General features: G+C 69.7%; 22 protein-coding genes. 8 read left to right on the forward strand and 14 right to left on the reverse strand.

Going from position 1 to position 25090, the window contains the following annotated elements; all coding sequences use genetic code 11:
- Positions 1-45: 45 nt before the first annotated feature.
- The 13 genes from CRP45_RS29830 to CRP45_RS29890 all read right to left on the reverse strand — a co-directional run bounded on the left by CRP45_RS29830 (position 46) and on the right by CRP45_RS29890 (position 13634).
- Positions 46-858 (reverse strand): DUF8175 domain-containg protein, encoded by an 813-nt coding sequence (locus CRP45_RS29830; RefSeq protein ID WP_097247999.1) that lies wholly within the window; start codon positions 856-858, stop codon positions 46-48.
- Between the two features lie 76 nt (positions 859-934).
- Complete coding sequence (locus CRP45_RS29835) at positions 935-1597, reverse strand: DUF8175 domain-containg protein (RefSeq protein ID WP_245910583.1); 663 nt, start codon at positions 1595-1597, stop codon at positions 935-937.
- 31 nt (positions 1598-1628) lie between these two features.
- Positions 1629-1901 (reverse strand): hypothetical protein, encoded by a 273-nt coding sequence (locus tag CRP45_RS29840; protein WP_067779947.1) that lies wholly within the window; start codon positions 1899-1901, stop codon positions 1629-1631.
- Positions 1902-1908: 7 nt separating this feature from the next.
- Positions 1909-2205: a hypothetical protein gene (locus CRP45_RS29845; protein ID WP_097248000.1), complete on the reverse strand. Its 297-nt coding sequence runs from the start codon at positions 2203-2205 to the stop codon at positions 1909-1911.
- Between the two features lie 40 nt (positions 2206-2245).
- On the reverse strand, positions 2246-2890 hold the full coding sequence (locus CRP45_RS29850; RefSeq protein ID WP_067779941.1) for a hypothetical protein: 645 nt from the start codon (positions 2888-2890) through the stop codon (positions 2246-2248).
- Positions 2887-3768, reverse strand: a complete 882-nt coding sequence (locus CRP45_RS29855; RefSeq protein WP_067780155.1) for a MinD/ParA family ATP-binding protein — start codon at positions 3766-3768, stop codon at positions 2887-2889. The genes CRP45_RS29850 and CRP45_RS29855 overlap by 4 nt, the downstream gene beginning before the upstream one ends.
- A gap of 16 nt (positions 3769-3784) precedes the next feature.
- Entirely contained in the window at positions 3785-4711 is a 927-nt protein-coding gene (locus tag CRP45_RS29860; RefSeq protein ID WP_097248001.1) for a DUF8176 domain-containing protein, read from the reverse strand.
- A 56-nt stretch (positions 4712-4767) separates the two neighbouring features.
- Positions 4768-6405 carry a cutinase family protein gene (locus CRP45_RS29865; protein ID WP_097248002.1) on the reverse strand — a complete coding sequence of 546 codons (1638 nt, stop codon included), beginning with the start codon at positions 6403-6405 and terminating at the stop codon, positions 4768-4770.
- 383 nt (positions 6406-6788) lie between these two features.
- Complete coding sequence (locus CRP45_RS29870; protein WP_067779933.1) at positions 6789-9257, reverse strand: RelA/SpoT family protein; 2469 nt, start codon at positions 9255-9257, stop codon at positions 6789-6791.
- A gap of 263 nt (positions 9258-9520) precedes the next feature.
- The gene (locus tag CRP45_RS29875; RefSeq protein ID WP_097248003.1) at positions 9521-10438 is read right to left on the reverse strand and encodes an alkaline phosphatase family protein; all 918 of its coding nucleotides are present in this window, start codon (positions 10436-10438) and stop codon (positions 9521-9523) included.
- 219 nt (positions 10439-10657) lie between these two features.
- Positions 10658-11299, reverse strand: a complete 642-nt coding sequence (locus tag CRP45_RS29880) for an NUDIX hydrolase (RefSeq protein WP_097248004.1) — start codon at positions 11297-11299, stop codon at positions 10658-10660.
- A gap of 60 nt (positions 11300-11359) precedes the next feature.
- Entirely contained in the window at positions 11360-12613 is a 1254-nt protein-coding gene (locus tag CRP45_RS29885; RefSeq protein ID WP_097248005.1) for an adenylosuccinate synthetase, read from the reverse strand.
- A gap of 70 nt (positions 12614-12683) precedes the next feature.
- Positions 12684-13634, reverse strand: a complete 951-nt coding sequence (locus tag CRP45_RS29890) for a hypothetical protein (protein ID WP_097248006.1) — start codon at positions 13632-13634, stop codon at positions 12684-12686.
- A gap of 384 nt (positions 13635-14018) precedes the next feature.
- On the opposite strand from CRP45_RS29890, the gene CRP45_RS29895 reads away from it, so the two are divergent.
- The 5 genes from CRP45_RS29895 (at position 14019) to CRP45_RS29915 (ending at position 19925) form a co-directional block, all read left to right on the forward strand.
- Positions 14019-15404, forward strand: coding sequence for an XRE family transcriptional regulator (locus CRP45_RS29895; RefSeq protein ID WP_097248007.1), 1386 nt, complete (start codon positions 14019-14021; stop codon positions 15402-15404).
- 129 nt (positions 15405-15533) lie between these two features.
- Positions 15534-16364: an isocitrate lyase/PEP mutase family protein gene (locus tag CRP45_RS29900; RefSeq protein ID WP_097248008.1), complete on the forward strand. Its 831-nt coding sequence runs from the start codon at positions 15534-15536 to the stop codon at positions 16362-16364.
- Between the two features lie 97 nt (positions 16365-16461).
- Positions 16462-17814 carry an MFS transporter gene (locus tag CRP45_RS29905; RefSeq protein ID WP_179831060.1) on the forward strand — a complete coding sequence of 451 codons (1353 nt, stop codon included), beginning with the start codon at positions 16462-16464 and terminating at the stop codon, positions 17812-17814.
- Positions 17815-18033: 219 nt separating this feature from the next.
- Complete coding sequence (locus CRP45_RS29910) at positions 18034-18483, forward strand: TIGR03667 family PPOX class F420-dependent oxidoreductase (protein WP_179831061.1); 450 nt, start codon at positions 18034-18036, stop codon at positions 18481-18483.
- 86 nt (positions 18484-18569) lie between these two features.
- A complete protein-coding gene (locus CRP45_RS29915; RefSeq protein ID WP_097248011.1) occupies positions 18570-19925 on the forward strand; it encodes a 2OG-Fe(II) oxygenase in 1356 nt (451 codons plus the stop codon).
- 138 nt (positions 19926-20063) lie between these two features.
- Here CRP45_RS29915 and CRP45_RS29920 read toward each other — a convergent pair whose 3' ends face one another.
- Positions 20064-21659 (reverse strand): peptide ABC transporter substrate-binding protein, encoded by a 1596-nt coding sequence (locus CRP45_RS29920; protein ID WP_097248012.1) that lies wholly within the window; start codon positions 21657-21659, stop codon positions 20064-20066.
- 202 nt (positions 21660-21861) lie between these two features.
- On the opposite strand from CRP45_RS29920, the gene CRP45_RS29925 reads away from it, so the two are divergent.
- The 3 genes from CRP45_RS29925 to CRP45_RS29935 are packed head-to-tail and all read left to right on the forward strand — an operon-like array spanning position 21862 to position 25090.
- Positions 21862-23157, forward strand: coding sequence for a lysine N(6)-hydroxylase/L-ornithine N(5)-oxygenase family protein (locus CRP45_RS29925; protein ID WP_097248013.1), 1296 nt, complete (start codon positions 21862-21864; stop codon positions 23155-23157).
- Entirely contained in the window at positions 23154-23549 is a 396-nt protein-coding gene (locus CRP45_RS29930) for a cupin domain-containing protein (protein ID WP_218841200.1), read from the forward strand. The genes CRP45_RS29925 and CRP45_RS29930 overlap by 4 nt, the downstream gene beginning before the upstream one ends.
- Positions 23546-25090 (forward strand): class I tRNA ligase family protein, encoded by a 1545-nt coding sequence (locus tag CRP45_RS29935; RefSeq protein WP_097248014.1) that lies wholly within the window; start codon positions 23546-23548, stop codon positions 25088-25090. The genes CRP45_RS29930 and CRP45_RS29935 overlap by 4 nt, the downstream gene beginning before the upstream one ends.

Genomic DNA, 25090 nt, shown 5'->3' on the forward strand with positions numbered 1-25090 from the left:
TGATCGCGGAATCGTCGGCGTCGCTTCCGATTCGAGGGCCTGCGGTCACCATTTCGTCCACCCTTCGAGCGACTCGATGTACTCGGTCTGCGCGCCGTTGCTCGTGGCGGGCTTGAGCCGCCAGTCGCCCGCGTCCCACACCATGACCAACCGCAGCGCCGCCCACAGCTGCTTGCCGTCGACGACGGGCCCGCGCGAGGCGAACCGGACGATGGCCAAGTCGTCGGCGTAGTTCTCCACCTTGAACGCGTCGGAGGCGACGAAGTAGCGAGTCACCTTCTCCGGCTGCTGTTTCGGAAGCCGATCCTCGTCGAGCGCGCGGTCGTAGGCGGCGATCTGCTGCGCCGAAACGCGCACCTGCCGCACGTACAGGTCGCGGTCGGCGGGCCGGGCGTTGAGCCGGTAGGTGATCTGCGCGGCCGCCAGCGCGGCGCCCTGCGGGGTGTGCGCGTAACCGACGGCGAGTCCGTCCTCGATGCGGGTCGGGCCATCGGAGGTGGAGAACGGCACCGACGCGCCGTACACCCGCTGCCAGCCGCGCGGGGCTTGGGTGCCCTCCGGCGCCGCGGTCAGCCAGTCCGGGTCGGACGGCTTGCGCTGATGCGTAGGGTCCTGCGGAAGCGGTTGTCCCGCAGGGTTGTTCGGAATGTCGACGCGCCTGCCGAACAGGTCGACCTCCGGGCTCGCGAAACCCTCGCCGGTGGTCGCGGCGAATTCGGCCTCGTTGTTGCCGGTGGCCTCGTCGTCGCCCCCCAGGTACACCACCGCGCCGACGATCACGATGAGCGCGAGCAGCGCCGCGGACGCGATCGCACCGAAGGAGACGCGATCACGCGCGTAGGACTCCTTCTCGCTCACGACTCCGCCTCGCTGACGCTCGGCTCCATCGTGCGCGAGAGCGCACTGTGCTGATGGTTCGCTCGCTGGCGCTCGCTCACTTCGGCGCCTCCAATGTCACTATGTCGGTGGGTAATACGTCGATGGCCTCGACGGGGCGGGCGGTCGAGTCGGGGTCGGGCAGGCGTAATCTCCAGTCCTCGGCGAACCACTCGACAACCGTGTGGTTCACCGCTTTCGAGCCGTCCGAGTACTCGGTGTACACGTCGACGGCGGTGCGTTGCTCGGTGTAGTCCGTGATCTTGTACCCCAGCAGCCGAGGGGCGTACTCGGGCTCGGCAGGTCCGGTGATGGACAACTGCACCCGGCTCACCGCCCACTCGTCGCGCGCGGGACCTGGAACTACTTCGGCGGCGATCACTTTCGGCCACTGGTCGTCGGCGGCCACCGACAGGCGCACGGTGTGGGTGATCGCGGCGACGGCCGCGCCCGGCGGGGTCTGCTCGAAACCCGTTGCGGCGCCGTCGGCGAGCGACTCGGGTCCCTGGTCGGTGTGCGGCAGTGCCACGCCTTGATAAGCCTGCCAGCGCAGCCCGCTCGGCCGCGCGGCGAGATCCGGGCCCTCGGGCTCGTCCGCGCCGCCACAGCCGACGGCGGCCGCCAGCAGCACCGCGCCGAACACCCCTGCCGCGGATCTGCCGAGCCGCCCGGCGCCGGGCGGGTGTGCCACCGAACGCGGCCGCGTCGCTGTGCAGTTCATGTCCGAACCGTCTCCATCGGGATCCCGCGGCTCACGTCGGTAGGAACGCCAACGCGATGCCGGAGGCGGTGCTGGCGACGATCGCGCCGATCAGGCTCATCACCACGCCGTGGGTCGCGTCGTTGACGGCCAGATCGCTGCGGAAGGCGATCCACAGCCTGCCGGCGGACAGGATCATCCAGGCCAGGCACACCAGCAGCACGAACCACAGCAGCCAATTCAGCAGCTGCATCAGCGGTTCGAGCACCTCGGAGGGCATCTGCTTGTAGGCGAGCAGCTCCGTCGACATTCGCACGGTGGACATGGTCGTCCTAGGTGCCGATGACGGCGTTCATGATGGTGCCCGCGCTGGTCGCGACCACGCCGCCGATCATCGCGCCCGCCACCATCTTCGGCGATTCGAGCCCGCCGCCGGTCCACTTCTCCCAGGCGAACTTGCCGCCGGCGTAGATGATTCCGCAGATGCCGGACAGCAGCACGAACCAGGTCAGGTAGCGCACCAGCTGCAGGATCTTCTCCGATCCCGGCGGCGCCTCTGGCGTCGGATTGCCGACCTGGGCTAGCACGGTGCCGTACGTGTCCTGCACGGCGAGGAGGAACATGCTCATCGGATGCCTTTCTCGAAATTGCTGCGCGCGCCGGTCGACCTCACGAATCCTCCCCCTCGTCGAAAGCCGCAGTGCTGTCAAGCTTCTCACGCACCGCGGAGACGATGTCGACGCCCAGCTCGCGCACCTCCAGCGGGACCTCGGCCAGCGGATCGATCTTGCGTTTCTTCTCCGGCATCGGGTCGCCCGGCGTCCACACCGGCAACTGCTCCGGCTCGACCAGGGTCCACTCCTCGTACCACGGCACCTGCCACAGCGGGCCCGCCAACGAGCCGACCACGTCGCGGTAGCGCCGAATCTCGGCGGGCATCCTGCCCGGCCGCGCGGCCACGGTGATCAGGCCGAGCACCTCGGAGGGTCCGCCGAAACCGAAATGGTGCTGGCGCAGCAGGTCGTGCGCGCGGGTCAACCCGGCGATCGTCTCCCTGGCCACCAACACGACGAACGGCGATTCACGCTCGAAGACGCCGGGCCAGCGGCGGCTCGAATCCGCCGCCGGCGCAAGCACATGCGCGAGGGTAGTTGCTCCGGCCCCGCCGTGCACACCGAGCAGCCAGACCAGGGGCGCGCGTCCGACGCCGGGCACCGGACGGTCCCAGACCGGTGCGCGACGGGACTCGGGCGGCGCGACGACGCCCGCGGGCTGCGGATCGAGTTTCCGGCGAAGTTTCATGGCGGCGGTCATGATGCCACCCCCGCCAACAGCACCCCGTACGCGCGGCGGGTCTCGGCGGCCAGCGCGCTGTGCCGGACGAGTTCGCCGCGCGCGAGATGCGGATCGTAGGGAATCTCCCTGATGTCGCGGACCCAGCCGCCCAGGTGTTCACGCAAATGGTCGGCAACCCGCGAATCGGCGCCGGGCTGCTGATGCGAGACGACGATGGTGGTGTCGCCGACGATGCCCGCGCCCTGCCCCTCGGTCGAATCGCCGAACTGATCGTCGAGCCATTCCAGGGTGACGCGCAGCCGGTTCGCGGCATCCGGGCGCGCCGGAATGGCAAGCACCAGAGCGACATCCGCGTCGTCGAGCAGCGGACGCAGCTGGCGTCCCGCGATCGGGCTGCCGCCGTCGTAGACCGCGGTGAATCCCGCGTCCTCCACCGCGCGCGCGACCGTCAGGTAGGTGGCGCGGCGGCGCAGCGGGGCGGCGTCGCGCCAGAGCAGACCGATGCCGGACGTGGCGCGGGACAGGCATTCCTTCAGCGGAGCCGGTTCGTCGTCGCCGCGCCCGTACAACCACGATTGCAGACTGATCGGGTGCAGGTGCTCGTCGGCGCCGCGCAGCGCGAGATCGCTGCCCGCCGCGGTGGCGTCCACCGCGACCGTAGGCGTTCCGCCCGAACCCAATTCGCCCGCGATACCGAGGGCGGTCGTGGTGGTCCCCGCGCCGCCGCATCCGCCGACCACCAGAATCGGCCGCTGCGTCGGCCCGGTCTCCTCTTCGCCGTCACCCCGCTTGCCGCGCCGCAACCGCACCACCGGAGCCTTCGAACGCGCTTGACGACCCGGCGGAGGGCCCTCCTCGGGCGCCTCGTCGAGCCAGCGGCTCCAGTCCTCTCCCATCGTTCTCAGCTCTCCTTCATCCGGCCGCGACACCCGTGATCAGGGTGCGGCCGCCGATCACCGCGGTGGTGACCGTCTGCTTGTTGTACGTGGCGGGCGCTCCGCCCGGCCGATACTCGGTGACCTCCACCGAATACATGTCGGCGGCCACCGTCGCGACGCGCACGCAGTGCGTGGTGCCCTCCGGGACCGTGTCGATTCCACGCTGAATCGTCGGAGCGGCCGGGACCGCCGCGTCCGGCGCGACGAATGCCCGTGCCCGCTCGCCGGACCGCTCCACGTAGTAGGCGTACTGGAAGGCCAGCACGACGTCGGGGCCGCTGTGTGTGCCGCCGGGCTCCGCGCTGCGGATGAGCCGTTCGGCGCGCTCGGTCGGACAGCCCGAGGTGATGCCCGCCTGCGCGCTGCCCGCGGTGAACTGCATCGGCGGGGTGGTCGGCGCGACGGCGGCGCGGTTGCCCGAGGCCCGCAACAGGTACAGCGCGCCCAGCGCGACGAAGGCCAGCAACAGGACCGCAACGATCAGCACGACGACGACGCGACCGCGGCGCGAGGCCGGGTGGTCGCGCAGCGCGCGCGGGTGCGGGCGGACGGCAGGCGCGGGCTCGTCGTCGTAGTCGTCGTCCTCCGGCCACGGGAAGCGGACCAGATCGCCGTCGCGCGGGGTGTAGTCGTCGTCGGGACCCGGCGCGTGGACCGCGACCCAATCGGACCAGCCGCCGGTGAATTCCGCGCGCCGCGAGGCCAGATCCGCCGGAACCTCGTTCCGCGCGCGCGCCTCCTCTGGATCCTCTTCCTCGCGGATATAGTGCGGATACCGAGCCGGTCCGTCGTCGTCGACCGGGTCGAGACTCGTGTCGTCCTGCTGCGCGGGAGCGGGCGCACCGCTGTCGGGTTCGAGCGCGTCGTACCAGCGGGACAGATCTTTGTACGACTTCAACATTCCCCCATTCCCGCAGAGCCAGGCACGTGGTATCGCATCGTCGGACCTCTCGGCGATCAGTTCGTGGAGAACGGGTAGGCGTTGTTGGCGGTGCCGGGTCGCTCGGTGGGCGGAATCGAGGTCGCGCCGCCGGATGAGGCGCCATCGGCTCCTGTCCCGAACGGAAATTGTCCCGTACCGGACGAATTCGGCGTAGTCGACGCGCCGGTACTTTCGCCGAAGAATCCCGAGGGCGGTTTGGCCGCCCCACCCTGCGGCTCGGCGCCCGCGCCGAAGCGATCGGCCAGGTCACGGGCCAGTGCGGCGAACCAGTCGGCGACGAAGCGGGTGGGCGCGTCGCCGTTGGCGGCCACCGCCGCGGTGCTGTACGCGCCGTGCCGTTGCACGGTGTCCCAATACCGCACCCATGTCGTGACGTTCAGCAGTTCGCTGTTGTCGGTGATGTTCTGCACCACCGCGTCGAACGCCTGGGTGACCAGCCGGGACACCGTCGTCGGCGGGATCAGTTGTGGAATGGCGCCGATCAACTTCGTGCCGAGCAGCAGCAGACCCGCCGCCGGATTGGACAACCCAGCGGTGGCCAGCTGCGAGATCGCCGCCGGACTGATCACCGCCTTGACGACGGTGGCGACCGCGTTGAGCCCGATCATGCCGACCTTCAGCAGGGCGCGCAGCGCGCCGTTCAGATCCAGCGGGGTGCGCGGGTCCGAGGCGTCGGCGATGCGCTGGGAGATCGACTTCTGCGGGGAGAGCGACAGATTCGCGAGCGAGGTGCCCCGCACGTCCTCGTTCACGACCTTGGTCGCGGTCTTGATCGAGGTGAACGCGAGCGCCTGCGCGATGGAGACAAGCGACGCGATGGGGTCGCCGCCGCTCAGCTTCGCTTGGCCCGCCACCGAGGCAACGGCCTTCAGAATCGGCGCGCCCTGCGGCGCGTCGCAGGCGAGATCGCCTGCCGCACAGAAACTCGCCACGCGGCCGGTGAGGGCCGCGAAATTGGCCGCCTGATCCCGTTCCGGGCCGATGCCGCCGCCGTGCGCAGGCGTCTGCGGCAGCGCGGCGATGGTCGCGATCTCGGCGCCCGCGGTGCCGGGCGCGGGATCGGGCGTCTGCTTGCCCGGCGAGCCGGGGAACAGCGGCGCGCCCGGATTGCGGGTCGGGTCGGCGAACAGCGCGACGGCCGCGACCCGGTCGGCGGGCACCACGCCGCGGCCCTGCCCGACCTCCTGGGCGAACACCGAGGCGACGTGCGCGCCCTGGGAGTAGCCGACTATGGCCAGGCGCGTGTCGGTGCACCGCTGGGCGACCTGAGCGGCCATGTCCCGCAGCCGCGTCAACCCGCCTTGCACGGACTCCACGTACGGCGCCGCGCCGCCGTTGACGAAGCCGCCGAAGCCGGATTCGTATGGCACGTAAGCGCGCTCGACCAGGCCGGGCCGAGCGGCCTTGGCCAGCAACGGCATGAAGACCGTGGACAGCATGCCGGTGTCGGTGGTCGGCGCGGCGTCCGGGGAGGACTCCCCCGTGCCCTGAACGCCCAAGGCGTACAACGCCGGACAGTCATCGATGGCCAGATCGGTCGAGGGGGCGGGGGAATTCGGCGGATCGGCGAGCGCGGGGCTCGCCGTCGCGGCGGCGACGGCAACGGTGGTCGCGACCACCAGCCCCGAGAGTCTTGCCGTGTAATCAGTCATAGCGATCCGCAATCAATCCCGTGTTGCCGCAGCTACCCTCAACGCCATGAAACGCAATAGACCGTAACAGATTCCGGCTATTACTGCCGCAACAGAGAAAACTTTTCGCGAAACGCCGAAGCATAACGCACACCGACCGGCGCGGCGCGGAGATCGGCACGGCAAGTTTCCGACAGCCCACGCGAGACCGCCACCGAGGAGCGACAATTGGGCTTTACCGGGCCAGCAACCCCTCTTGACGTCCCAGCAAACATTTCGTGTTTCCCAGCAAACCTGCCGCGCGGCAACGCTTTCCGGAGCCTCGCCCCGGCCACTCAGGCGCGCCGAATCCGCAAGGACAGCTACGCGACGGACGCGGGTTACAGTCTGCGGCGGACGCTGGTTCAGGCGGCCGAGGTCACGCGGTAGACGTCGTAGACGCCCTCCACGTTGCGCACCACGTTCAGCAAGTGGCCCAAGTGCTTCGGATCGCCCATCTCGAAGGTGAACTTGCTGATCGCCACCCGGTCGCCGTGCGTGGCCACCGAGGCGGACAGGATGTTGACCTTCTCGTCGGCGAGCACCTTGGTGACATCCGACAGCAACCGGGTGCGGTCCAGCGCCTCGATCTGGATGGCAACCAGGAAGACCGACGAGGGCGAGGGCGCCCACTCGACATCGATGATCCGCTCGGCCTGCTCGCGCAGCGAACCGGCGTTGGTGCAGTCGGTCCGGTGCACGCTCACCGCGCCGCCGCGGGTCACGAAGCCCATGATCTCGTCGCCGGGCACCGGTGTGCAGCACTTGGCCAGCTTGGCCACCGTGCCCGGCGCGCCGGGGATCAGCACGCCCGCGTCGCCGGTGACGCGCTGGCGGCTCGGTGTGGTGGACGGCGTCGAACGCTCGGCGAGCTCGTTCTCCACGTCGCCGATGCCGCCGAGCTGGGCCATAAGCCGCTGCACGACGTGGTGCGCGGAGACCTGGTGTTCGCCGACCGCGGTGTAGAGGGTGGAGATGTCGGTGTAGTGCAGCTCGTGCGCGACCGCGGTCATCGCGTCGACGCTCATCAGCCGCTGCAGTGGCAGCCCGACCCGGCGGACCTCCTTGGAGATCTGCTCCTTGCCGCTCTCCAGCGCCTCCTCGCGGCGTTCCTTGGCGAACCACTGCCGGATCTTGGCCTTGGCGCGCGGCGAGACCACGAAGTTCTGCCAGTCCCTGCTCGGCCCGGCGTTCTGCGCCTTGGAGGTGAAAACCTCGACCACTTCGCCGTTTTCGAGCTGACGCTCCAGCGCGACGAGTCGTCCGTTGACGCGCGCGCCGATGCAGCGGTGGCCGACCTCGGTGTGCACCGCGTACGCGAAGTCGACCGGAGTCGACTTCTGCGGCAACGTGATCACGTCGCCCTTCGGCGTGAACACGAAGATCTCGGGCGACTTCAGGTCGAAGCGCAGCGACTCCAGGAACTCCGCGGGGTCGGCGGCCTCGCGCTGCCAGTCGAGCAGCTGGCGCATCCAGGCCATGTCGTCGACCTCGGCGGCGTCACCGGAGTGCTTGCCTCGGGTCTCCTTGTAGCGCCAGTGCGCGGCGATGCCGAATTCCGCGGTGCGGTGCATGTCCTGGGTGCGGATCTGCACCTCGAGCGGCTTGCCGTCCGGGCCGACCACGGTGGTGTGCAGCGACTGGTAGACGCCGTAGCGCGGCTGGGCGATGTAGTCCTTGAACCGGCCCGCCATCGGCTGCCACAGCGAGTGCACCACGCCGACCGCCGCGTAGCAGTCGCGGACCTCGTCGCACAGGATGCGGATGCCGACCAGGTCGTGGATGTCGTCGAAGTCCTTACCCTTGACGATCATCTTCTGATAGATCGACCAGTAGTGCTTGGGCCTGCCCTCGACGATCGCGTTGATGCGCGAGGCGGCCAGCGTGTTGACGATCTCCGCGCGCACCTTCGCGAGGTAGGTGTCCCTGGAGGGCGCGCGGTCGGCGACGAGACGGACGATCTCGTCGTACTTCTTGGGGTGCAGGATCGCGAACGCGAGGTCCTCCAGCTCCCACTTCACCGTCGCCATGCCGAGGCGGTGGGCCAGCGGCGCGATGACCTCGAGCGTCTCCTTGGCCTTCTTCGCCTGCTTCTCCGGCGGCAGGAAGCGCATGGTGCGCATGTTGTGCAGGCGGTCGGCGACCTTGATCACCAGCACGCGTGGGTCGCGCGCCATGGCGATGATCATCTTGCGGATCGTCTCGGCCTCGGCGGCCGCGCCGAGATTCACCTTGTCCAGTTTGGTGACGCCGTCCACCAGGTGCGCGACCTCGGCGCCGAAATCCGCGGTCAGCTGCTCGAGCGAGTAGCCGGTGTCCTCCACGGTGTCGTGCAGCAGCGCCGCGACCAGCGTGGTGGTGTCCATGCCGAGTTCGGCGAGGATGTTGGCGACGGCGAGCGGGTGGGTGATGTAGGGATCGCCGGACTTGCGGAATTGGTGCGCGTGGCGTTCGTCGGCGACGTCGAAGGCCCGCTGCAGCAGGGTCAGGTTCGCCTTCGGGTACAGCTCGCGGTGCACCGTCGCGAGTGGTTCGAGCACCGGCTTGACGGCGGCGATGCCGCGCTGGCCGGTCATCCGGCGGGCAAGCCGCGCACGCACCCGCCGCGAGGCGGAGGTGGGGACGGCGGCGGCGCCGGGCTGGCGCTGGGTCTGATCGGCCGGGCGCTGTGCCGTTCCGGAGGGTCGCTGCCCCGTCGTCGGCTGCTTCTGTGGCACATCGTTGGGCGTCGGCCGGGCGGGCTGCGGGCTCGCGGAGGCGGCCGCCGCACCGTTCGACTGCGGGGCAGATGCCGCCGATTGCTCGACATTCGCCTCGCCCAGATGCTGAGTCATGCCACCACCTCTCCACGCCGCGGTCGGACCACCCTATACGACCGCTGCAACCGCCCAGACCACAACTTTAGTCCCCGGTCGAGCGCACCGCCGGATCCGCAGCTGCCGAGACCGGAAGCTGTCCGGTTTCGGGCACTGGGACCGGACATTTCGGGTCGAGACGGTCGGCCCGAGTGCGGATTCCTTCGAACCGAATCAGGCCGCGCCCGAAGTGATTTGCCACCCGCGGCCGGGAACGGCGAACAGGGTCGCGGCGACCGGCGCTACCACTCGCGGGCGGTGGCGGGCCTGGCCCGCATCGAGCCGCCGTCCAGACCGCGCGGTATCGGAACTCCGAGCAGATCCAGGGCGGTGGGAGTGATGTCGACGAGGGCGTAATGCGCGTCGGTCACGCCCGGGGCGAAGTCGGGTCCGCGCGCGATGACGAAGGTGGCGGTCTCGTCTCGGGTCTGTCCGCCGTGACCGCCCTTCGGGAGATGGCCGTGGTCGGTGGTGACAAGCACGGTCCAGTGCTCGCCGTGGCGCGCGTCGACGGCCGCGACGATCCTGCCGACCTCGCGGTCGACCCGGGTGGTCGCGTCCAGGAAGGCCTTGGACGCCGCCCCGTGCCGGTGACCGGCGAAGTCGACCTGGTCGAGGTGGACGAAAAGGAAGTCGGGGGCGTCGCCGGTGAGTTCGGCGATCGCCGCGTCGGCGGTGGCGGCGTCGGTCTTCGCCTCGTCCGGGTCGTCCGGCACCGGCGCGGTGACGCGGATCCGGCTCGCGTGCGACGCTCCGCTGCCCGCGATGGTGGCGATCTTCGACCACGTCGCGATGGCGGCCGTGCGGCGTCCCGCACGCTCCAGCAGGGTGAACACCGTGGGGTACCGGTCGAAGGGGTCGTCATCGAAGTCGTTGTGGGTGACGCCGTGCTTGCGATCCCACACGCCGGTGAGGGCGGTCGCCCAGGACGGGCCGGACAGGCTGATGTGCGGCACCAGCGAGGTCTGGGAGAGAGTGCCCGCCGCGACCAGCCGCAGCAGGTTCGGCGCGCGGGCCTCGCGGATCTTGGCATACATCGCGCCGTCGAGGCCGATGACGAGAACCTTGGTGCGCCCCGAGGCGGCGGTGGCGGTGACCGCGCCCGGAACCAGGGCGGCCGCCACGACGGCCGTGGCCCGCAACAGCGACCGTCTTCGCATACCGTGACGATGACGGCCCGCCTACCTGTCCCACCAGCCCTTTCCCGGTCTGTTCATCGAGCTTTCATCGCCCGACCCGGCGCCGGTCGCCTCCCTGAACTGCCGCCGAACGCCACGCGACCGGCGGGTTCCCGACCATCCAGATCGCTCGCTCCGCGCCGCTGGTCACCCCGACCGCTGGGACTACCTCGGCGCCGCGGTCGGCGTCGCAGTGATGGGTTATTCGGCCTTCGAAGAATCGTCCGGGGTGAACGCCCAGACGGCGGCGGGGCGGCCGGTGGGTTTGGTGCGGCGGCGTTCGGGGGTGCGTTCGAGGCCGGGGAGGGCGGCGAGGGTGCGGTTGAGGTTGGCCGGGTCGGGGCGCAGGCCGAGCAGGGAGGTGCTGAGCTCGACGGCTCGGGTGGCGGGGAATTCGGCGCCGAGGACCGCGCGGGTGAACACGGTGTCCTTCCAGAGCAGCCGGGCCAGCACGGCGCGGGAGTCCTCGACGATGCGGTTGTGGTCGAAGGCCAGGGTGGGCGTCGCGTCGAAGGAGACCCACCGGGCGGGGCCTTCGTGCGGGGCGACGACCGCCCACATCGCGATGGACAGGGTCGGGCCGCGCGGGTCGCGGTGCGGTTCGTCGAAGGTGACGAGCTGACCGACCGCGCCGATCGCCGCCTCGGGGACGCCGAGTTTGGTGTGCACCGCGCGGCGCGCGGCCGCGACGAGGCGCTCGCCGCGGCCGAGCAGCACGCCGGGCAGCGCGAGTTCGCCGGTGAACGGTTCGTGGCCGCGCGGCGCGATTCCGATCGTGACCCCGGCGTCCTCGGGCCAGAACCGGAGCGTCACCACGTCGACCGACACAACGGATTGCTCCACGCCGAACCATCCTGCCCTCCGTCGCTCGCCCGGCGCGCGTCCGCCTTTCGACAGCGCCGCTCAGGCGGCGACCTCCGCCCGCAACGCGGTGCGGTCGGCCCGGGTCGGACCGTCCGCGCTGAGCACGACGGGCGCGCCGAGCGTCCGCTCGAACCAGGACAGCCGATCCTCGGGCAACTCGGTGAGTATCGGCTCGGCGGTGGCGAGCAATTCGGTGAGCCGCCGCTGGTATTCGAGGTCGCGCCACGGACCGAGCGTCAGGTCCCGCACGACACCGGCGCGGGTGCGGTAACCCGTTGCGGCCCAGCCGGTTCCGACGGCATCCAGGTGGTTGACCACGAGACCGTCGACGCCGCCGCAGGCCGCGACGGCGTAACGCAGCAACACCGCGTCGAGGTGGCCGAGCCGGAACGCGCCCTGGTACTCGCCGAAGCCGTTGTGCGGCTCGGGAATCGCGAGCCGCGGGTCCTCGGTCGGCAGCGGGCCCGCGCCGTGCCTGGTCTGGTACGTGCGCGTGACGCCGACGGTGTACCCCGCGTGGCCGATGGCCGCGAGCATGGCGCGGGCGTTGCGCGGTTCGACCGTGGACCAGGTGGTGTGCGGGTGCAATCCACGCCACTCGTCGAGCAGCACGCCCTGCGCGCCTTCGAAGACGAGGCGGCCGCGCCGGGCCGCCTCCGCCAGGTATCGCCCGTCCACGATCCGCACCGTGGCCGCGAACTCCCGGTACATGTCGACCAGGTCGTCGATCGGCTCGTAGCGGTGCGCGCTCGGCGCGATCAAGGGACCGTAGTGGGCGGCCAATTCGCGCAACTTCCGCCGCAGCACATCGGGTTGCCGACAGTCGGCGACCGTCGGCGCGTCGTGTTCCAGTGCGTACCAGGCGGTTTCGCCGACGCCACGGCCGCAGGATCCGTGCCGTGCCGCACCGCGGGCGTCCTCGCGCGCACGGTTGGCGGCGATGTGGATCGGCGTGGTCAGCAGCGCGCGATCGTCGATACGCAACAGCGCCAGCGGATCTCGGACGCCGAGCGCCGCCAGCCGCCGAGCCTCCCCCGCCAACGCGATCGGTTCGATGAGCATGTGTTCGGAGAGCAGGGTCGGCACGCCTGTGAACGTGCCGGACCCGAACTGCGCGAACGTATGGTGCCGCCCGTCGGCGATCACGTTGTGCGCAGCCTGCGCGCCACCGTTGAAACGCACGACGGCGGATGCGTCCAGCCCTGCCTCTGGCGAGCACAGCCAGTCCACCGTCGCGCCCTTCCCCGCGTCACCGAAGCCGAGGTCGACGACGATCAGATGCGAGCCGATCATGCTGTCCTGCTTTCCATTTCATGAACATCGAGCGCGCCACACCGACCCCGCGACGGTGTGGCGCACCCGCTCAGCGCGAACCACCCGGCAGCGCCCGCACGGCCGGACGCGCGTGCGCGCCGAGCGCCTTGCCGACCGAATCCACCTCCGCCGCCGACCCGACGTCGCGCAGATCCGCCAGCCCCGTTTCGACGTCGACCCGCCCCTCGGCCAGCCCGATGGTGAGCCCGATGAGTTCGCACACCGCGGCCGGATCGTCGAGCTTCAGGAAGTTCTGGCCGAGCAGCCCGCGCCAGTGCTCCGCGATCTCGGGGTCGTCGTAGTAGGAGGACTGGTTCGGCAGGATGTAGTGCACGTGCCACTTCTCGGCCAGCTCGCGGTAGATCGAGTCGACCGCGATATCGCTGCGCACGTGATCGCCGATCACCGCGCGGATGTGCCGCGAGGCCAGCCGCGGCTTGTTCAGCTCGTCGCCGATGAGGAACAGATAACCGCGCTTGCGCCGCTTCTCCCACGCGTCGGTGACGACGTGGGTGGCCATGAAATAGGCCGCCAGCTCGTAGCTTTCGGACTTCTGGCCGCCACCGCCGCCCTCGAGCAGGATGGTGCGCAGCTGCTCGTCCATCCGGTTGTCGGATTCGAACTGGCCGATCTGCAGCGGCACCCGGTCGGTGTCGGCGTCGCCGACCGCGCCGAACAAAATCTGCGGATCGTCGGCGTACTTCTTGCGCTGGAGCAGTCCGTGCAGTTTGCCGAGTTTGTCCTGCATGATGATCGGCACCTGCCCCATCGAGCCGGTCACGTCGAACAACACCGCGATGGGCAGCGAATTCCCGTGCTCGGCGGAGTCCCGGCATTCGCGCGCGCCGACCCCGAGCGGGTCGAGCGACGGATGCGCCCGCCAGCTCGTGTACGGCTGCGCGCGCATGTCGGCGGTATAGCCGAAATCATCGATCCCCCGGCCGGCGCGGTAGGTCTTGGCCGCCCGGTAGGCGGTGTCGTCCCAGTGTCCGTATCCCATGTCGCCGCTCCTCTCGTGTCGTAGTTTTAGTGTAAGTGACTAAAACTTCGGCGGTCAAGGGAGCTGGCCGAACGCGAGCCCATCCGGCTGTTAATACCCAAGGCACGCACCGCGATTCAGGCTTAGGCGGCACGTCGCCTATTGCATGCCACAGCGACGCTGGCCGTTCACCCTCCGGATGGACGATCGCGGAACGGGAAATTCGGACTCGCCGGACGCGCGGTGCGGAGCTCCCCGGAAGTGCGGTCTGAATCAGGGGCAAACCGCCGAGGCCGGTGCTCGCTAGGCGGTGCGCGTCATGGGGGGAGCCGACATCGTCGTCGGCTGCCAGGCTGCGGCACAGGGGCAAGTGTGCCGCAACGCATTTCAGGGAGTGGAGCACCGATGGGGAGACGAGAGAAGCCGATCGATATCAGGTCGGGCCCGATTGCCGCGTTCGCGGGCGATCTGCGCAAGTTGCGGGCCGCGGCGGGCAATCCGTCCTACCGGCAGCTGGCCAGCGTGGCCCTCTACTCCCCTTCCGTCTTGTCGGACGCCGCGGGCGGCCACCGGCTGCCGACGCTGCCGGTGGCGCTGGCGTTCGTCCGCGCCTGCGGCGGCGATCCCGCGGAGTGGGAGCGCCGCTGGCGCGAGGCGCGCGGGGACGGCGCGCCCACCGAGCCGCTGCCGATTGTGGTGGACGAGACGGCCGACGCGGGACCGCCGCGGCGTCCGGTCCAACTGCCCATCGGACCGGACGATTTCGTCGGCCGGGTCGCCGAATTCGACGGCACGCGCGCGGCGACGGCGGGCATCGCCGACTCGCGGGTCCCGGTGGTGGTGCGCGGCCCGGTCGGCGTCGGCAAGACCGCGTTCGCGCTGCGGTTCGCGCACCGGCTCGCCGAGCAGTTCCCCGACGGACAGCTGTTCGCCGACATGGCCGCCAACCGCTGCGACGACGCCGCGCCGCTGGAGGTGATGGCCGGTTTCCTGCGCGCGCTCGGCGTGCCGCCCGACCAGGTACCCGCCGACGACATGCACCGCATCGGGCTCTACCGCTCGATGCTGGCCGAGCGCCGGGTCATCGTGCTGCTCGACAACGTCCGCGACGAACCGCAGGTGCGTCCACTGCTCGCGCGCTCGCTGAACAGCCAGATCGTGGTGACCAGCCGCTCGCGACTGCTCGGCCTGGACGGGGTGCGCCGCGTGACCCTCGGCCCGCTCCCCCGCGCCGAGTCGGTCGACCTGCTGCGGCTGCTCATCGGCGGCGACCGGGTCGGGGCCGAACCGGCCGCGGCGAGCAGCATCGCCGAGTTCTGCGGACACCTGCCCCTCGCGCTCACCATCGCGGGCCGCAAGATCGCCGCGCAACCTGGCCGACGCCTGTCGGAGATCGCCGCGCGCCTGGCCGAGGGGGTGAATGTGTCGAACTGGCTGCGGATCGGCGATGTGAGCCTCGCCGACGCGGTGCTGCCCGCCTACCTGTCGCGTCCGCCGTTGGCCAAGCACGTGCTGCACATGCTGGCGGGCGGGGCCGACGAGGTGACGCCCGCGACACTGGCGCGCACGCTGCACATCTCGATCGAGTCGGCCGAGTACGCGATGGACAGCCTCATCGACGGCGGTCTGCTGCACCGGGTCTCGGAGCCGGAGCGCTATGTGATGTCGCCGCTGATCGGTCAGGTCGTCGCGCAGGAGGCGGACCGGTTCGCGCTGCGCCGCGGCGCCGACGAACTCGACGCCGACCCACTACGCGCGGCCATCGGTTTCGACAGCGGTTTCGGGCGCTGAGCCGAACATGTTGTCCGGCTTTGACGTTCGTTTGTCCGCGGTAGCCGCCGACCCGGTGGTCACAGCCGGTTCCGGGGTTAGGTTCGTCGAGTTCGAACAGATCAGGACAACGACTCAGGAGGAGCCGACGTGGCGGACGAGATCCAGCAGAGCCGGGCCAACGCGTTTCGAAACCTGCACGCGGCGGGCACATTCGTGCTGCCCAACGCATGGGACCCGATCAGCGCCGCGGTGATCGCGCAGGCGGGCGCCCAGGTGATCGCCACCACCAGCGCGGCCGTGGCCTGGGCGCTCGGCCGCACCGACGGCCAGCGGATGACGCGGGACGAGGCCGTCGCCCAGGTGGCCCGCATCGTCGCGGCCGTCGACGTGCCGGTCACCGCCGACGTCGAGGGCGGCTACGGTGCCGCGCCGGAGGACGTCGCGGCCACCGTCGCCGCCGTCGCCGGGGTCGGCGCGGTCGGCGTCAACGTGGAGGATTCCACCGCGCCGGGCGGGCCGTTGTTCGACCGCGCGGCGCAGTGCGACCGGTTGCGCGCCGCCCGCGCCGCCGCTACCGAGGCCGGTCTGTCCGAACTGGTGCTCAACGCGCGCACCGACGTCTACCTGTTCGGCATCGGCGCGCCCGAGGACCGCTTCGACGAGGTGCTGGCCAGGGCGGTGGACTACGCCGAGGCGGGCGCGGACAGCCTGTTCGTCCCCGGCCTGCTCGACCTGCCGACACTCACCGATCTCGCGGGCAAATCACCGATTCCGCTGAACGTGATGACCGGGCCTGGCGCGCCGAGCGTGCCGGAGCTGGCCGCAGCGGGAGTGCGCCGGGTCAGCCTCGGGCCCGCGCTGGCCCAGGCCGCCTATGCGCGGGCCGCGGCGGCTGCCCGCGAACTCCTCGACACCGGGACATACACCGAACTCGCGAACGGGCTGGACTTCGGCGCGATCGAAGCGCTGCTGCGCTGAGCTCTGGAGGCGCGGCCGCACCGAGATGTCCGAGCGCGGCCGCGCCGAAACTCCCGAACGCCGACCACATCTCCGCCCCGGCGACCAAGGATTCACGATGAACGCAATCAGAACCGATTCGCGCACCGGCGTTTTCGCCGCGCTGCGCCAGACCCCGCGCCCGGTCGTCTACCTGCTCATCGGCGTGCTGGTGAACCAGCTCGGCGCTTTCGTGCAGACGTTCCTGGTGCTCTACCTGACGCATCGCGAATTCAGCATCGGCCAAGCCGGTCTCGCGCTGACCGCCTACAGTGCGGGCGCGGTGTTCGGGACCATGCTCGGCGGCGAGCTGACCCACCGGCTCGGCCCGCGCTCGACCATCATCGCGGCGATGACCGGATCGTCGGTCCTGCTCGCGTTCATCCCGCTGCTGGCGACGCCGGGTATGTTCGCGGTGCTGCTCGCGGCGGTGGGCGCGGCGGGCCTGGTCACCCAGTCCTATCGACCGGCGGCGGCGCTGATGCTCGGCGATCTGATGCCGGAAGAGCATCGGGTGATGGGCTTTTCGATGATGCGCATCGCCCTGAACGCGGGCGCGGCGCTGGCGCCACTGATCGCCGCGGTGGTGATCCTGATCGACTGGAACCTGCTGCTGTGGTTGGACGCCGCGTCCGCCCTCACCTACGCGGTGCTCGCGCTGCTGCTCCTGCCCAACGTGAAAGCGGTGCAGGATGCGCCGGAACCGGCGACCGAGCGGCGCACCGGCTACGGCGTGATCCTGCGCGACCGGCGCTACCAGCTGTTCCTGGCCTCGGTGCTGATCGGCTCGATCATCTACGTGCAGTACACCGTCGCGCTGCCGCTGAACATCACCGCCGACGGTCACTCCACTGGCCTGTACAGCGCGGTGCTCGTCACGGCGTCGGTGGTGCTGATCCTGTGCGAGCTGAAGATCACCTCCTACGTCAAGCATCTGCGGGCGCCGCTGGTCGGCGCGGTGGGCACCGCGGTCATGGGGCTCGGCGTCGCCGGATACTCCTTCGCCGAGCACGGCACCGCGCCGATCCTGCTGGCCACCGTGGTGTTCGTGCTCGGCGTGATGATCAACGGCCCCACTATGTTCGCCTACCCGTCGACCTTCCCCTCGGCGGTGAAGGCGCGCTACATCGGCACCCACCAGGCCACCTTCGGCCTCGGCATGGCGCTTGGCCCCACGCTGGGCGTGCTGGCGTGGGATCGCCTAGGCGCGGGGATCTGGCCGCTGTGCGGCGTGCTGGGGCTCGTCGCGGCCTGGTGCGCGTACGCGGGGATGCGGGAGGACGGCACGGCGGATACGAGCGCGTCCGAGGTGAGCGAAAAGCCCGACGTGGCATCGGGCACGGAGGTATCCGACGCGGAAGCCGACACCGACACGTCCGACGCGGCGACGGGCACCGCGGTGTCCACCGTCAAGTCCGGCACCGGAACGTGAACACCGCACACCGGCACCGCGAGGCGCGTACCGCGCGCCGCTGAGGCATCCTCCGATCGAGGACACGGTCGGCGGATGTTTCGCGTTCACCGCGGGTTTCCCGCGCCGCGCGGTTCTCGCATCACCGCGCCGACGCGCCGTCGCTCGGTTAGCCTCGTACCCGCAGGTCGCACGATATCCCCTGCCGAACAGGCACTTTCGTACGAGATGAAGGCATTCATGAACCTGACATCCCATCTGCCCGCCGGCCGCCGCGCGTACGTCGAGGACCGGCTGCGCAGCAATCTCATCGCGTGGCTGACCACGGTCCGCCCGGACGGCAGGCCCGACAGCGTGCCGGTGTGGTTCCTGCTGCGCGAGGACGAGACGATCCTGATCTACAGCCAGCCAGGCAAGCGGAAGCTGCGCAATGTGGCGGCCAATCCGCACGTGAGCCTCGGCCTCGACGTCACCGACATCGGCCGCGACATCGTGCGGTTGGAAGGCACCGCCGAGCTCGCCCCCGACCTGCCGCCCGCGGACCGGGAGCCGCGGTACGCGGCGAAGTACGCCGAACGCATCGGCGCGATGTTCGGCACCCCGGCGGAGTTCGCCACGATGTTCTCCGCGGCCCTGGTCATCACGCCGACCCGCCTGCACAGCAGCGGCTCGGTGAGCGCGCTCGACTAGCACGCCAACCGTTTGTGACATCGGGGCTGGAACGTCGGTGGGTCCTGCGAGGATGCCCGCAAACGTTGTCGAACACGGAGAAGTGCATGACGGACAAGACTTTACGGGTGATCGGCGAGCTCATGGATTCGGTGCCGCAGGCGGGTTCGTTCGCCGCGCGTCGGACGGGTTCGGCGGAGAACCTGCTGATCGAGGTAGCGGGGGTGGGGCCGATCCAGTTGCCGGTGACGCCGGCTCAGGCGCGGCGACTGTGCGAGATCGCGCGGCCCGCGCGGTATGGTCGGCGCGAGCAGACCCTCCTGGATGCGAATGTGCGTGACACATGGGAGGTTCCGCGGGATCGAGTGACGATCGATGAGCGGCAGTGGCGCGAGACGTTGCTGCCCATGCTGGACATACTGCGGGCCGAGCTGGGTCTGCCGCCGGACTGTGAGTTGTCGGCGGAGCTGCATTCGATGCTGGTGTACGAGCGGGGACAATTCTTTCAGCGCCATCAGGATTCGGAGAAGGCCGACGGCATGATCGGCACGTTGGTGGTGACTCTGCCTTCGGCGTTCACCGGTGGGGAGCTCGTGATCGAGCAGCAGGGGACGAAGGTCACCGACCAGGGTTCGCCGGAGGAGCTGTCCTTCGTCGCGTTCTATGGCGACTGCGAGCACGAAGTGCTGCCGGTCACCGACGGTTTCCGGATCACGCTGACCTACAACCTGGTGGCGAAGGGGCGTACCGGCCCGGACGCCGCCGCTTTCGCCACGCATCCGGCGGCCGCGTCGCTGGCCGAGCAGCTTCGCGCGCATTTCACCACACCGGTGGAATCGACGACGTGGCCTGCCCACCGCCAGCCGGCGGAACGCCCCCCTCGTCAGCTCGTTTACCTGCTGGATCATCAGTACTCCCAGCAGGGATTCGGGTGGGATCAGCTCAAGGGCGGCGATGCTGCCCGTGCCGGGCTGATGCTCGCGGCGGCCGACATGGCGGGATACGACGCGTCGCTGGCGCTCGCGGAGGTCGAGGACTCCTACGAGGAGGACTACACCTCGTACATGCTGATCTATCGCCAGCGTTGGGAGCGCGTCGCGGACGGGTGGAAATGCGTCGAAAGCGCTGACATGGAGTTCGATGAAGACGGGGAAATGGTGGAGCCTGTGCCCGACGACCCCGCGAGCCTTCCGGTGCTCTCCAGCCTTCCTTTGGTCCCGGGATCGGAGGATCTCGGCGAGCTGCGCTGGTCGACCATCACATTGACCTGGCTGATCGACCGGTCGGGGGCGGCCGGCGAGCCTGATGTGCGGCAGGTCGGGGATGACGAGTTGTGTACGGGCGAATCGAAATCGACGCTGGAGCCGTTCGCGTCGGAAATCGAGGGGTACATGGGCAATGAAGGAAACACCGCCAATTTCTGGTACAGGCGCGCGGCGCTGATCGTCCGGCCCCGTCAGTAGAACGACCCGCAAGCAATCTCCGGGCGTCGACCTTGGACGCGGGGCGACCTATCTGCGCGGTCTATGACTCTGAATTCCTTCCGAGACAACGGAAATGCGGTGACGTGCGAAACGCCACCGCATTGTCCGTCCCGCGAATCAGTCCATCTCGACCGCGAACAGATCCAGTTGCAGCAGCTGCGAGACGGCCACGTCCCTGGTCCGGTTCGACCAGCCGGACTGCACCTTCTGGAACCACAGTGGGATGGCGGGCATATCCTGCAGGATCTGCCGCTCGGCCCGCTGGTACAGCACCCAGCCCGCGCGCTCGGCGGGTGCGGCGTCCGCGTCGGCGAGCAGGGCGTCGACCTCGGGGCTGGAGTACCCGGTGCCGTTCACCGCGGCGCCGGTGCGGAAGATCGGGTTGAGGAAGTTCTCGATGGACGGGTAGTCGGCGACCCAGCCGGAGCGGAAGATCGTCGACATGCGGCGGTCGTTGATCAGCGTCCGGAATTCGCCGAACGTGGGCACCGGCGCGTACCGGCATTCGCGGCCGAGTGCCTTGGTGATCGTCGCGCAGGCCGCGTCCATCCACACCTGGTTGGCCGAGTCGTCGTTGGAGGTCAGTTCGATCGGCCCGTGAAAGCCGGTCGATTCGAACAACTCGCGCGCCCGCTCGGGGCGGTACTCGCACAGTTCCCCGCACTGTCCGGCGACGTATCCCGGCACGGTGGACGGCACCAGCCCGTCGGCGAGGAGCTTGTCGCCGTCGAAGGCGGTGTCCACCACGTACTTCCGGTCGATCGCCATCGAAATCGCCTGCCGCAGGCGCGGGTCCGCGTACCTGGGGTCGTAGAGCGGGAAGGAGACGGACTGCACGCCGAGATAGGTGTGCGACAGATTTCGCCCGGACAGCTCGGTCTTGTACCGACCGCCGGCCAGCGCGTCGGCGGGGACGAAGTCGAGATAGTCCAGTTCGTTCGCCACCACGTCGGCGTAGGCGTCCTCGAGCGCCTTGTAGAACCGGAACTCCACGCCCTCGATGTGCGGCTTGCGCGCGCCGCCGTAGGCCTCGTACCGGTGCACGACGATGTTCTCTCCCGGGGTGTGCGAGACGAAACGGAAGGGGCCGTTGCCGACGGGTGCGGCCTCGAACGCGGCTCGGTCGGCGAAGAAGCTGCTCGGTAGCGGGAAGAACGCCGCGTAGCCGAGCTGGGTCGGGAACGCCGAGAACGGGGCCGAGAGGGTGACCTCGAACCTGCGCTCGTCGAGGACCCGCAGGCCGGAGAACCGGGTCGCCGAACCATCCCGCAGCGCCTCGTAACCCTGGATGTGCGACAGGTACGTCGCGCCTTGCAGCTCGTTCGGCCCGTAGGCGGTGTAGTTCCACGCGTCCACGAAACTCTGTGCGGTGACCGGTGTTCCGTCGTGGAAGGTCCAGCCCGGCGCCAGCGTGACGGTGTAGACGCGCGAATCGGCTGTGACGATGGACTCGGCCACCGCGTTGCGGGGTTCCGCGGTGGCGGTGTCGTATTCGACGAGCCCGGTGAACAGCGCGTTCACGATCTTGACGCTGTCGCGTTCGGTGGCATCACCCGGGATCAGCGGATTCTCCGGCTCGGTTCCGTTGTAGCTCAGAATATCTCGGTCCCCGGCGGGCTCGCCGCCGCAGGCGACGGTGAGCAACGCGGCGGACGCGACGGCGGTGATCCCCGCGGCGACGCGGAGCGCTAGTGATCTGGTCGAGGTGCTCATCTGGCCAGCTCAGCAGAGCGCGAAATTGATCGGCAGTGCTGTGCCGCAGAAACATTCAATCGACTGTCAGGCGCGATAGACCGGCCGAACGGCCGCGCTGTCGACAGGTTGTCGTGCGGATCGGCGCGCGGGTTTCGGTCAACCCGCGCAGCGCATTCACTGGGTCGGAGCAATTGATACCCATCGAGACCCAGGTGGAAATGTGAGCGATCACGAAGTCGACGTCCTGGCCATCGGCGCCGGACCCGCCAACCTCGCGCTGGCTGTCGCGCTCGAGGAATCCGACGCGCCGCGACTGGCCGAGCGGACCCTGCTGCTCGAGCAGCACCCCGACGTGAAATGGCAGCGCAACCTGTTGCTCCCGTGGGCGCGCAGCCAGGTGTCGTTCCTCAAAGACCTGGTGACACTGCGCAATCCGCGCAGCAGGTTCTCATTCCTGAACTTCCTGTACGAGCGCAAGCGCCTGGACGAGTTCGTCAACCTGTCGACCTTCAATCCCTACCGCTGGGAGCTGTCGGACTACCAGCAGTGGGTCGCGCATTCGCTGGAGCACGTCTCGGTGCGCTACGACGCCCGCGTCACCTCGATCGCGCCGCGGCGCACCGGCGACGGCAGGCTCGTCGGCTGGACGGTCACCCTCGCGGACGGCGACACCGTCGACTGCCGTGACCTGGTCGTCGGCACCGGCCGCGACGCGCACATCCCCGAGGTCTTCCGAAACCTGCCGGAGGACCGCGTGATTCACAGCACCCAGTACTGCACCAGGGTCGCGCAGCTGCCGACCGACCGGCCGATCCGCCCGGTGGTGATCGGCGGCGCGCAGAGCGCCGCGGAGATGTTCATGGCGCTGCACACCGATCTGCCGCACAGCGCGCCCACCATCGTCATGCGGTCCATCGGCCTGCAGAACTACCAGACGAGCAAGTTCGTCAACGAGCTGTTCTTCCCGTCCTTCGTCGACGAGTTCTACCACTCCGAGGCCGACGTGCGCGGCCGCATCCTCGACGAGGTACACCTGACCAACTACGCGGGCCTTGCCCCGCCGTTCCTCGACGAGCTCTACGCGATGCTCTATCAGCAGCGCATGCTCGGCCAAGAGCGCTCGACGGTCCGCTCGATGACCGAGGTGGCCGGCGCCCGGATGGACGGCGACGAGGTGGTGCTCGAGCTGCGCGACCGCAAGAACGGCAAGGTGGAGCCGCTGCGCTGCGACGTGGTGCTGCTCGGCACCGGGTACGAGCAGACGATGCCCGCGCTGGTCCGTGATCTCGCGGACGAGCTCGGGCTCGACGAGGTCTCGGTGAGCCGCCGCTACCGCCTCGATCTCGGCGAATCCGCTTGGGGCGCGGTGTATCTGCAGGGCGTCAACGAACAGACGCACGGCATCTCCGACACCCTGATCAGCGTGCTCGCGCACCGCTCGCAGGACATCGTCGACGACATGCTCGACCGCCGCCACGTCACCGCGGGCGCCTTCCCGGAAAGCCGCACGGCATGATCGAGATCCGCAGCCTGAACCGGGACGGCCTGACCGAGGCCTACGGCGTCGCCTCCGAGCGTCTGCTGCCCTGGCCCGCGCTCAACGCGCCGTTCGAGGGCGCGTGGTGCGTGCTGCGTCCCGGCGACGTCTCCACCGCGCACGCCCACCACGAGTACGAGCTGTTCATCGCGATGACCGGTCGCGCCGTCCTCGAAGTGGACGGCGAGCGGCGCGAATTCGTTGCGGGCGATCTGGCCCACCTGATTCCGGGCACCACCCATCACGTGCGCAACGTCGGCGACGCCGATTTCGAGTGGTACGCGATCTGGTGGGACACCGACATGTCGGCCGAATTCGTCCGCAAGCATTCGAGCGAAGCGATGCCGCAGGAAGATTCGGTGACATCGTGAACGGCCCCACCGTCGTCGTCTCGCCCGCGCCGACCGCCAACGGCGATCTGCACCTCGGCCATATCGCGGGCCCCTTCCTCGCCGCCGACGTCTACACCCGCTACGCACGCGCGACGGGCGCGCAGGTGCTGTTCGGCACCGGCGTGCAGGACACCTCCACCTATGTCGCCACCACCGCGCACCGGCTCGGCATCGAGCCGCAGGCGCTCGTCGAGCGCTCGGCCAAGGAGGTCGAGGCGACGCTGGCGGCGCTCGGCATCGCCGTCGACGCCTTCACCGGATGGGAGCGGCGCTTCACCTCCTATGTCGCCAGGGTCGTCACCGAACTGCGCGCCAAAGGCGCGCTTCGGTTGCGGCCGATGCCGTTTCCGTACGCGCCGAGCACCGGCGAATACCTGGTGGACGGACACGTCGCGGGCGGCTGCCCGGTCTGCCTCGCCGACAGCTGCGCCGGCTTGTGCGAGAGCTGCGGACACGCGGTGACCGCAGGCGAACTGCTGGATCCGCGTTCGACGCGAAACCCCGAGGAGCGGTTGGAGATTCGCGAGGTCGACGTGCTCGTCCTCCCGCTGGAGGACTACCGCGAGCGGTTGCGCGCCCACTTCGCCGAGGCCGCGGGGCTGCTGCGCCCGCACGCGGCACAGGTGGTCGCCGAGCTGCTCGACCGTCCGCTGCCGGACTTCCCGGTCACTTACCCGATCTCCTGGGGCATCCCGGCGCCGGATCTGCCGGGGCAGGTGGTCAATCCGAACGCCGAGCCGGTCGCCTGGACGATGTACTGCTCGATGCTCGCGGCCGAGAACCGCGGCATGGAGCCGAGTTCGGAGGACGCACTGTGGCGTCCCGAAGCCGCGGCGCGGGTCGTGTACTTCCTCGGCATCGACAACATCCATCCGTTCGGGATCTCGGGGCTGGCGATGCTGCTCGCCCTCGGTGACTACGCGCTGCCGAAACTGTTCCTCACCAACGAGTTCTACGAGCTGCGCCACGAGAAGTTCTCCACCAGCCGCGGACACCTGGTGTGGGGCCGGGACCTGGCGGCACAGGTTCCGCGCGACCTGATCCGCTTCCACCTGGCCTGCAACAGCCCGGAATTCCAGCGCACCAGCTTCAGCCACGACGAGCTGGTCGCGCTGACCAAGACCCGGCTGGTCGAGCCGTGGAATCGCGTGGCCGCCAAGTCCGACGACCGGGTGTGGCGCGGTGCCATGCCGGTCTCGGATCGCGGCAGGTCCGACGCGCTGCGCATGGTCGAGCGTTTCGAGGTCGCCTACGAGTTGCCCGGTTTCAGCCTGAACCGGGTCGCCGAGACGCTGACCCAGCAGCTGGCCCGGCTGGACCGCGCGCCGGTCGCCGACGGCGGCGACTTCTGCCACCAGGTGGACGTGCTGGTGCGCTGTGCCGCACCGTTGCTCGTCGATCTGGCCGAATCGGCGCTGGCGGGTTCGGACATGCTGCCGGGGACCGCGCTGCGGGAAGTTGTGCGGCGCACCGTGATCGAGCCGGTCCGGCTGCCGCGACTGCAAGCGGTGCGAGGCTGA

Source organism: Nocardia amikacinitolerans, from assembly GCF_900215415.1.
Lineage (GTDB): Bacteria > Actinomycetota > Actinomycetes > Mycobacteriales > Mycobacteriaceae > Nocardia > Nocardia amikacinitolerans.

Bases quoted from the DNA above. Each gene is read 5' to 3' on its own strand.
- CRP45_RS29870 (WP_067779933.1), bottom strand. From the start codon at position 9,257: ATGACTCAGCATCTGGGCGAGGCGAATGTCGAGCAATCGGCGGCATCT.
- CRP45_RS29890 (WP_097248006.1), bottom strand. From the start codon at position 13,634: ATGGGATACGGACACTGGGACGACACCGCCTACCGGGCGGCCAAGACC.
- CRP45_RS29885 (WP_097248005.1), bottom strand. From the start codon at position 12,613: ATGATCGGCTCGCATCTGATCGTCGTCGACCTCGGCTTCGGTGACGCG.
- CRP45_RS29875 (WP_097248003.1), bottom strand. From the start codon at position 10,438: ATGCGAAGACGGTCGCTGTTGCGGGCCACGGCCGTCGTGGCGGCCGCC.
- CRP45_RS29850 (WP_067779941.1), bottom strand. From the start codon at position 2,890: ATGACCGCCGCCATGAAACTTCGCCGGAAACTCGATCCGCAGCCCGCG.
- CRP45_RS29855 (WP_067780155.1), bottom strand. From the start codon at position 3,768: ATGGGAGAGGACTGGAGCCGCTGGCTCGACGAGGCGCCCGAGGAGGGC.
- CRP45_RS29845 (WP_097248000.1), bottom strand. From the start codon at position 2,205: ATGAGCATGTTCCTCCTCGCCGTGCAGGACACGTACGGCACCGTGCTA.
- CRP45_RS29865 (WP_097248002.1), bottom strand. From the start codon at position 6,405: ATGACTGATTACACGGCAAGACTCTCGGGGCTGGTGGTCGCGACCACC.
- CRP45_RS29920 (WP_097248012.1), bottom strand. From the start codon at position 21,659: ATGAGCACCTCGACCAGATCACTAGCGCTCCGCGTCGCCGCGGGGATC.
- CRP45_RS29895 (WP_097248007.1), top strand. From the start codon at position 14,019: ATGGGGAGACGAGAGAAGCCGATCGATATCAGGTCGGGCCCGATTGCC.
- CRP45_RS29860 (WP_097248001.1), bottom strand. From the start codon at position 4,711: ATGTTGAAGTCGTACAAAGATCTGTCCCGCTGGTACGACGCGCTCGAA.
- CRP45_RS29915 (WP_097248011.1), top strand. From the start codon at position 18,570: ATGACGGACAAGACTTTACGGGTGATCGGCGAGCTCATGGATTCGGTG.
- CRP45_RS29905 (WP_179831060.1), top strand. From the start codon at position 16,462: ATGAACGCAATCAGAACCGATTCGCGCACCGGCGTTTTCGCCGCGCTG.
- CRP45_RS29930 (WP_218841200.1), top strand. From the start codon at position 23,154: ATGATCGAGATCCGCAGCCTGAACCGGGACGGCCTGACCGAGGCCTAC.
- CRP45_RS29910 (WP_179831061.1), top strand. From the start codon at position 18,034: ATGAACCTGACATCCCATCTGCCCGCCGGCCGCCGCGCGTACGTCGAG.
- CRP45_RS29835 (WP_245910583.1), bottom strand. From the start codon at position 1,597: ATGAACTGCACAGCGACGCGGCCGCGTTCGGTGGCACACCCGCCCGGC.
- CRP45_RS29840 (WP_067779947.1), bottom strand. From the start codon at position 1,901: ATGTCCACCGTGCGAATGTCGACGGAGCTGCTCGCCTACAAGCAGATG.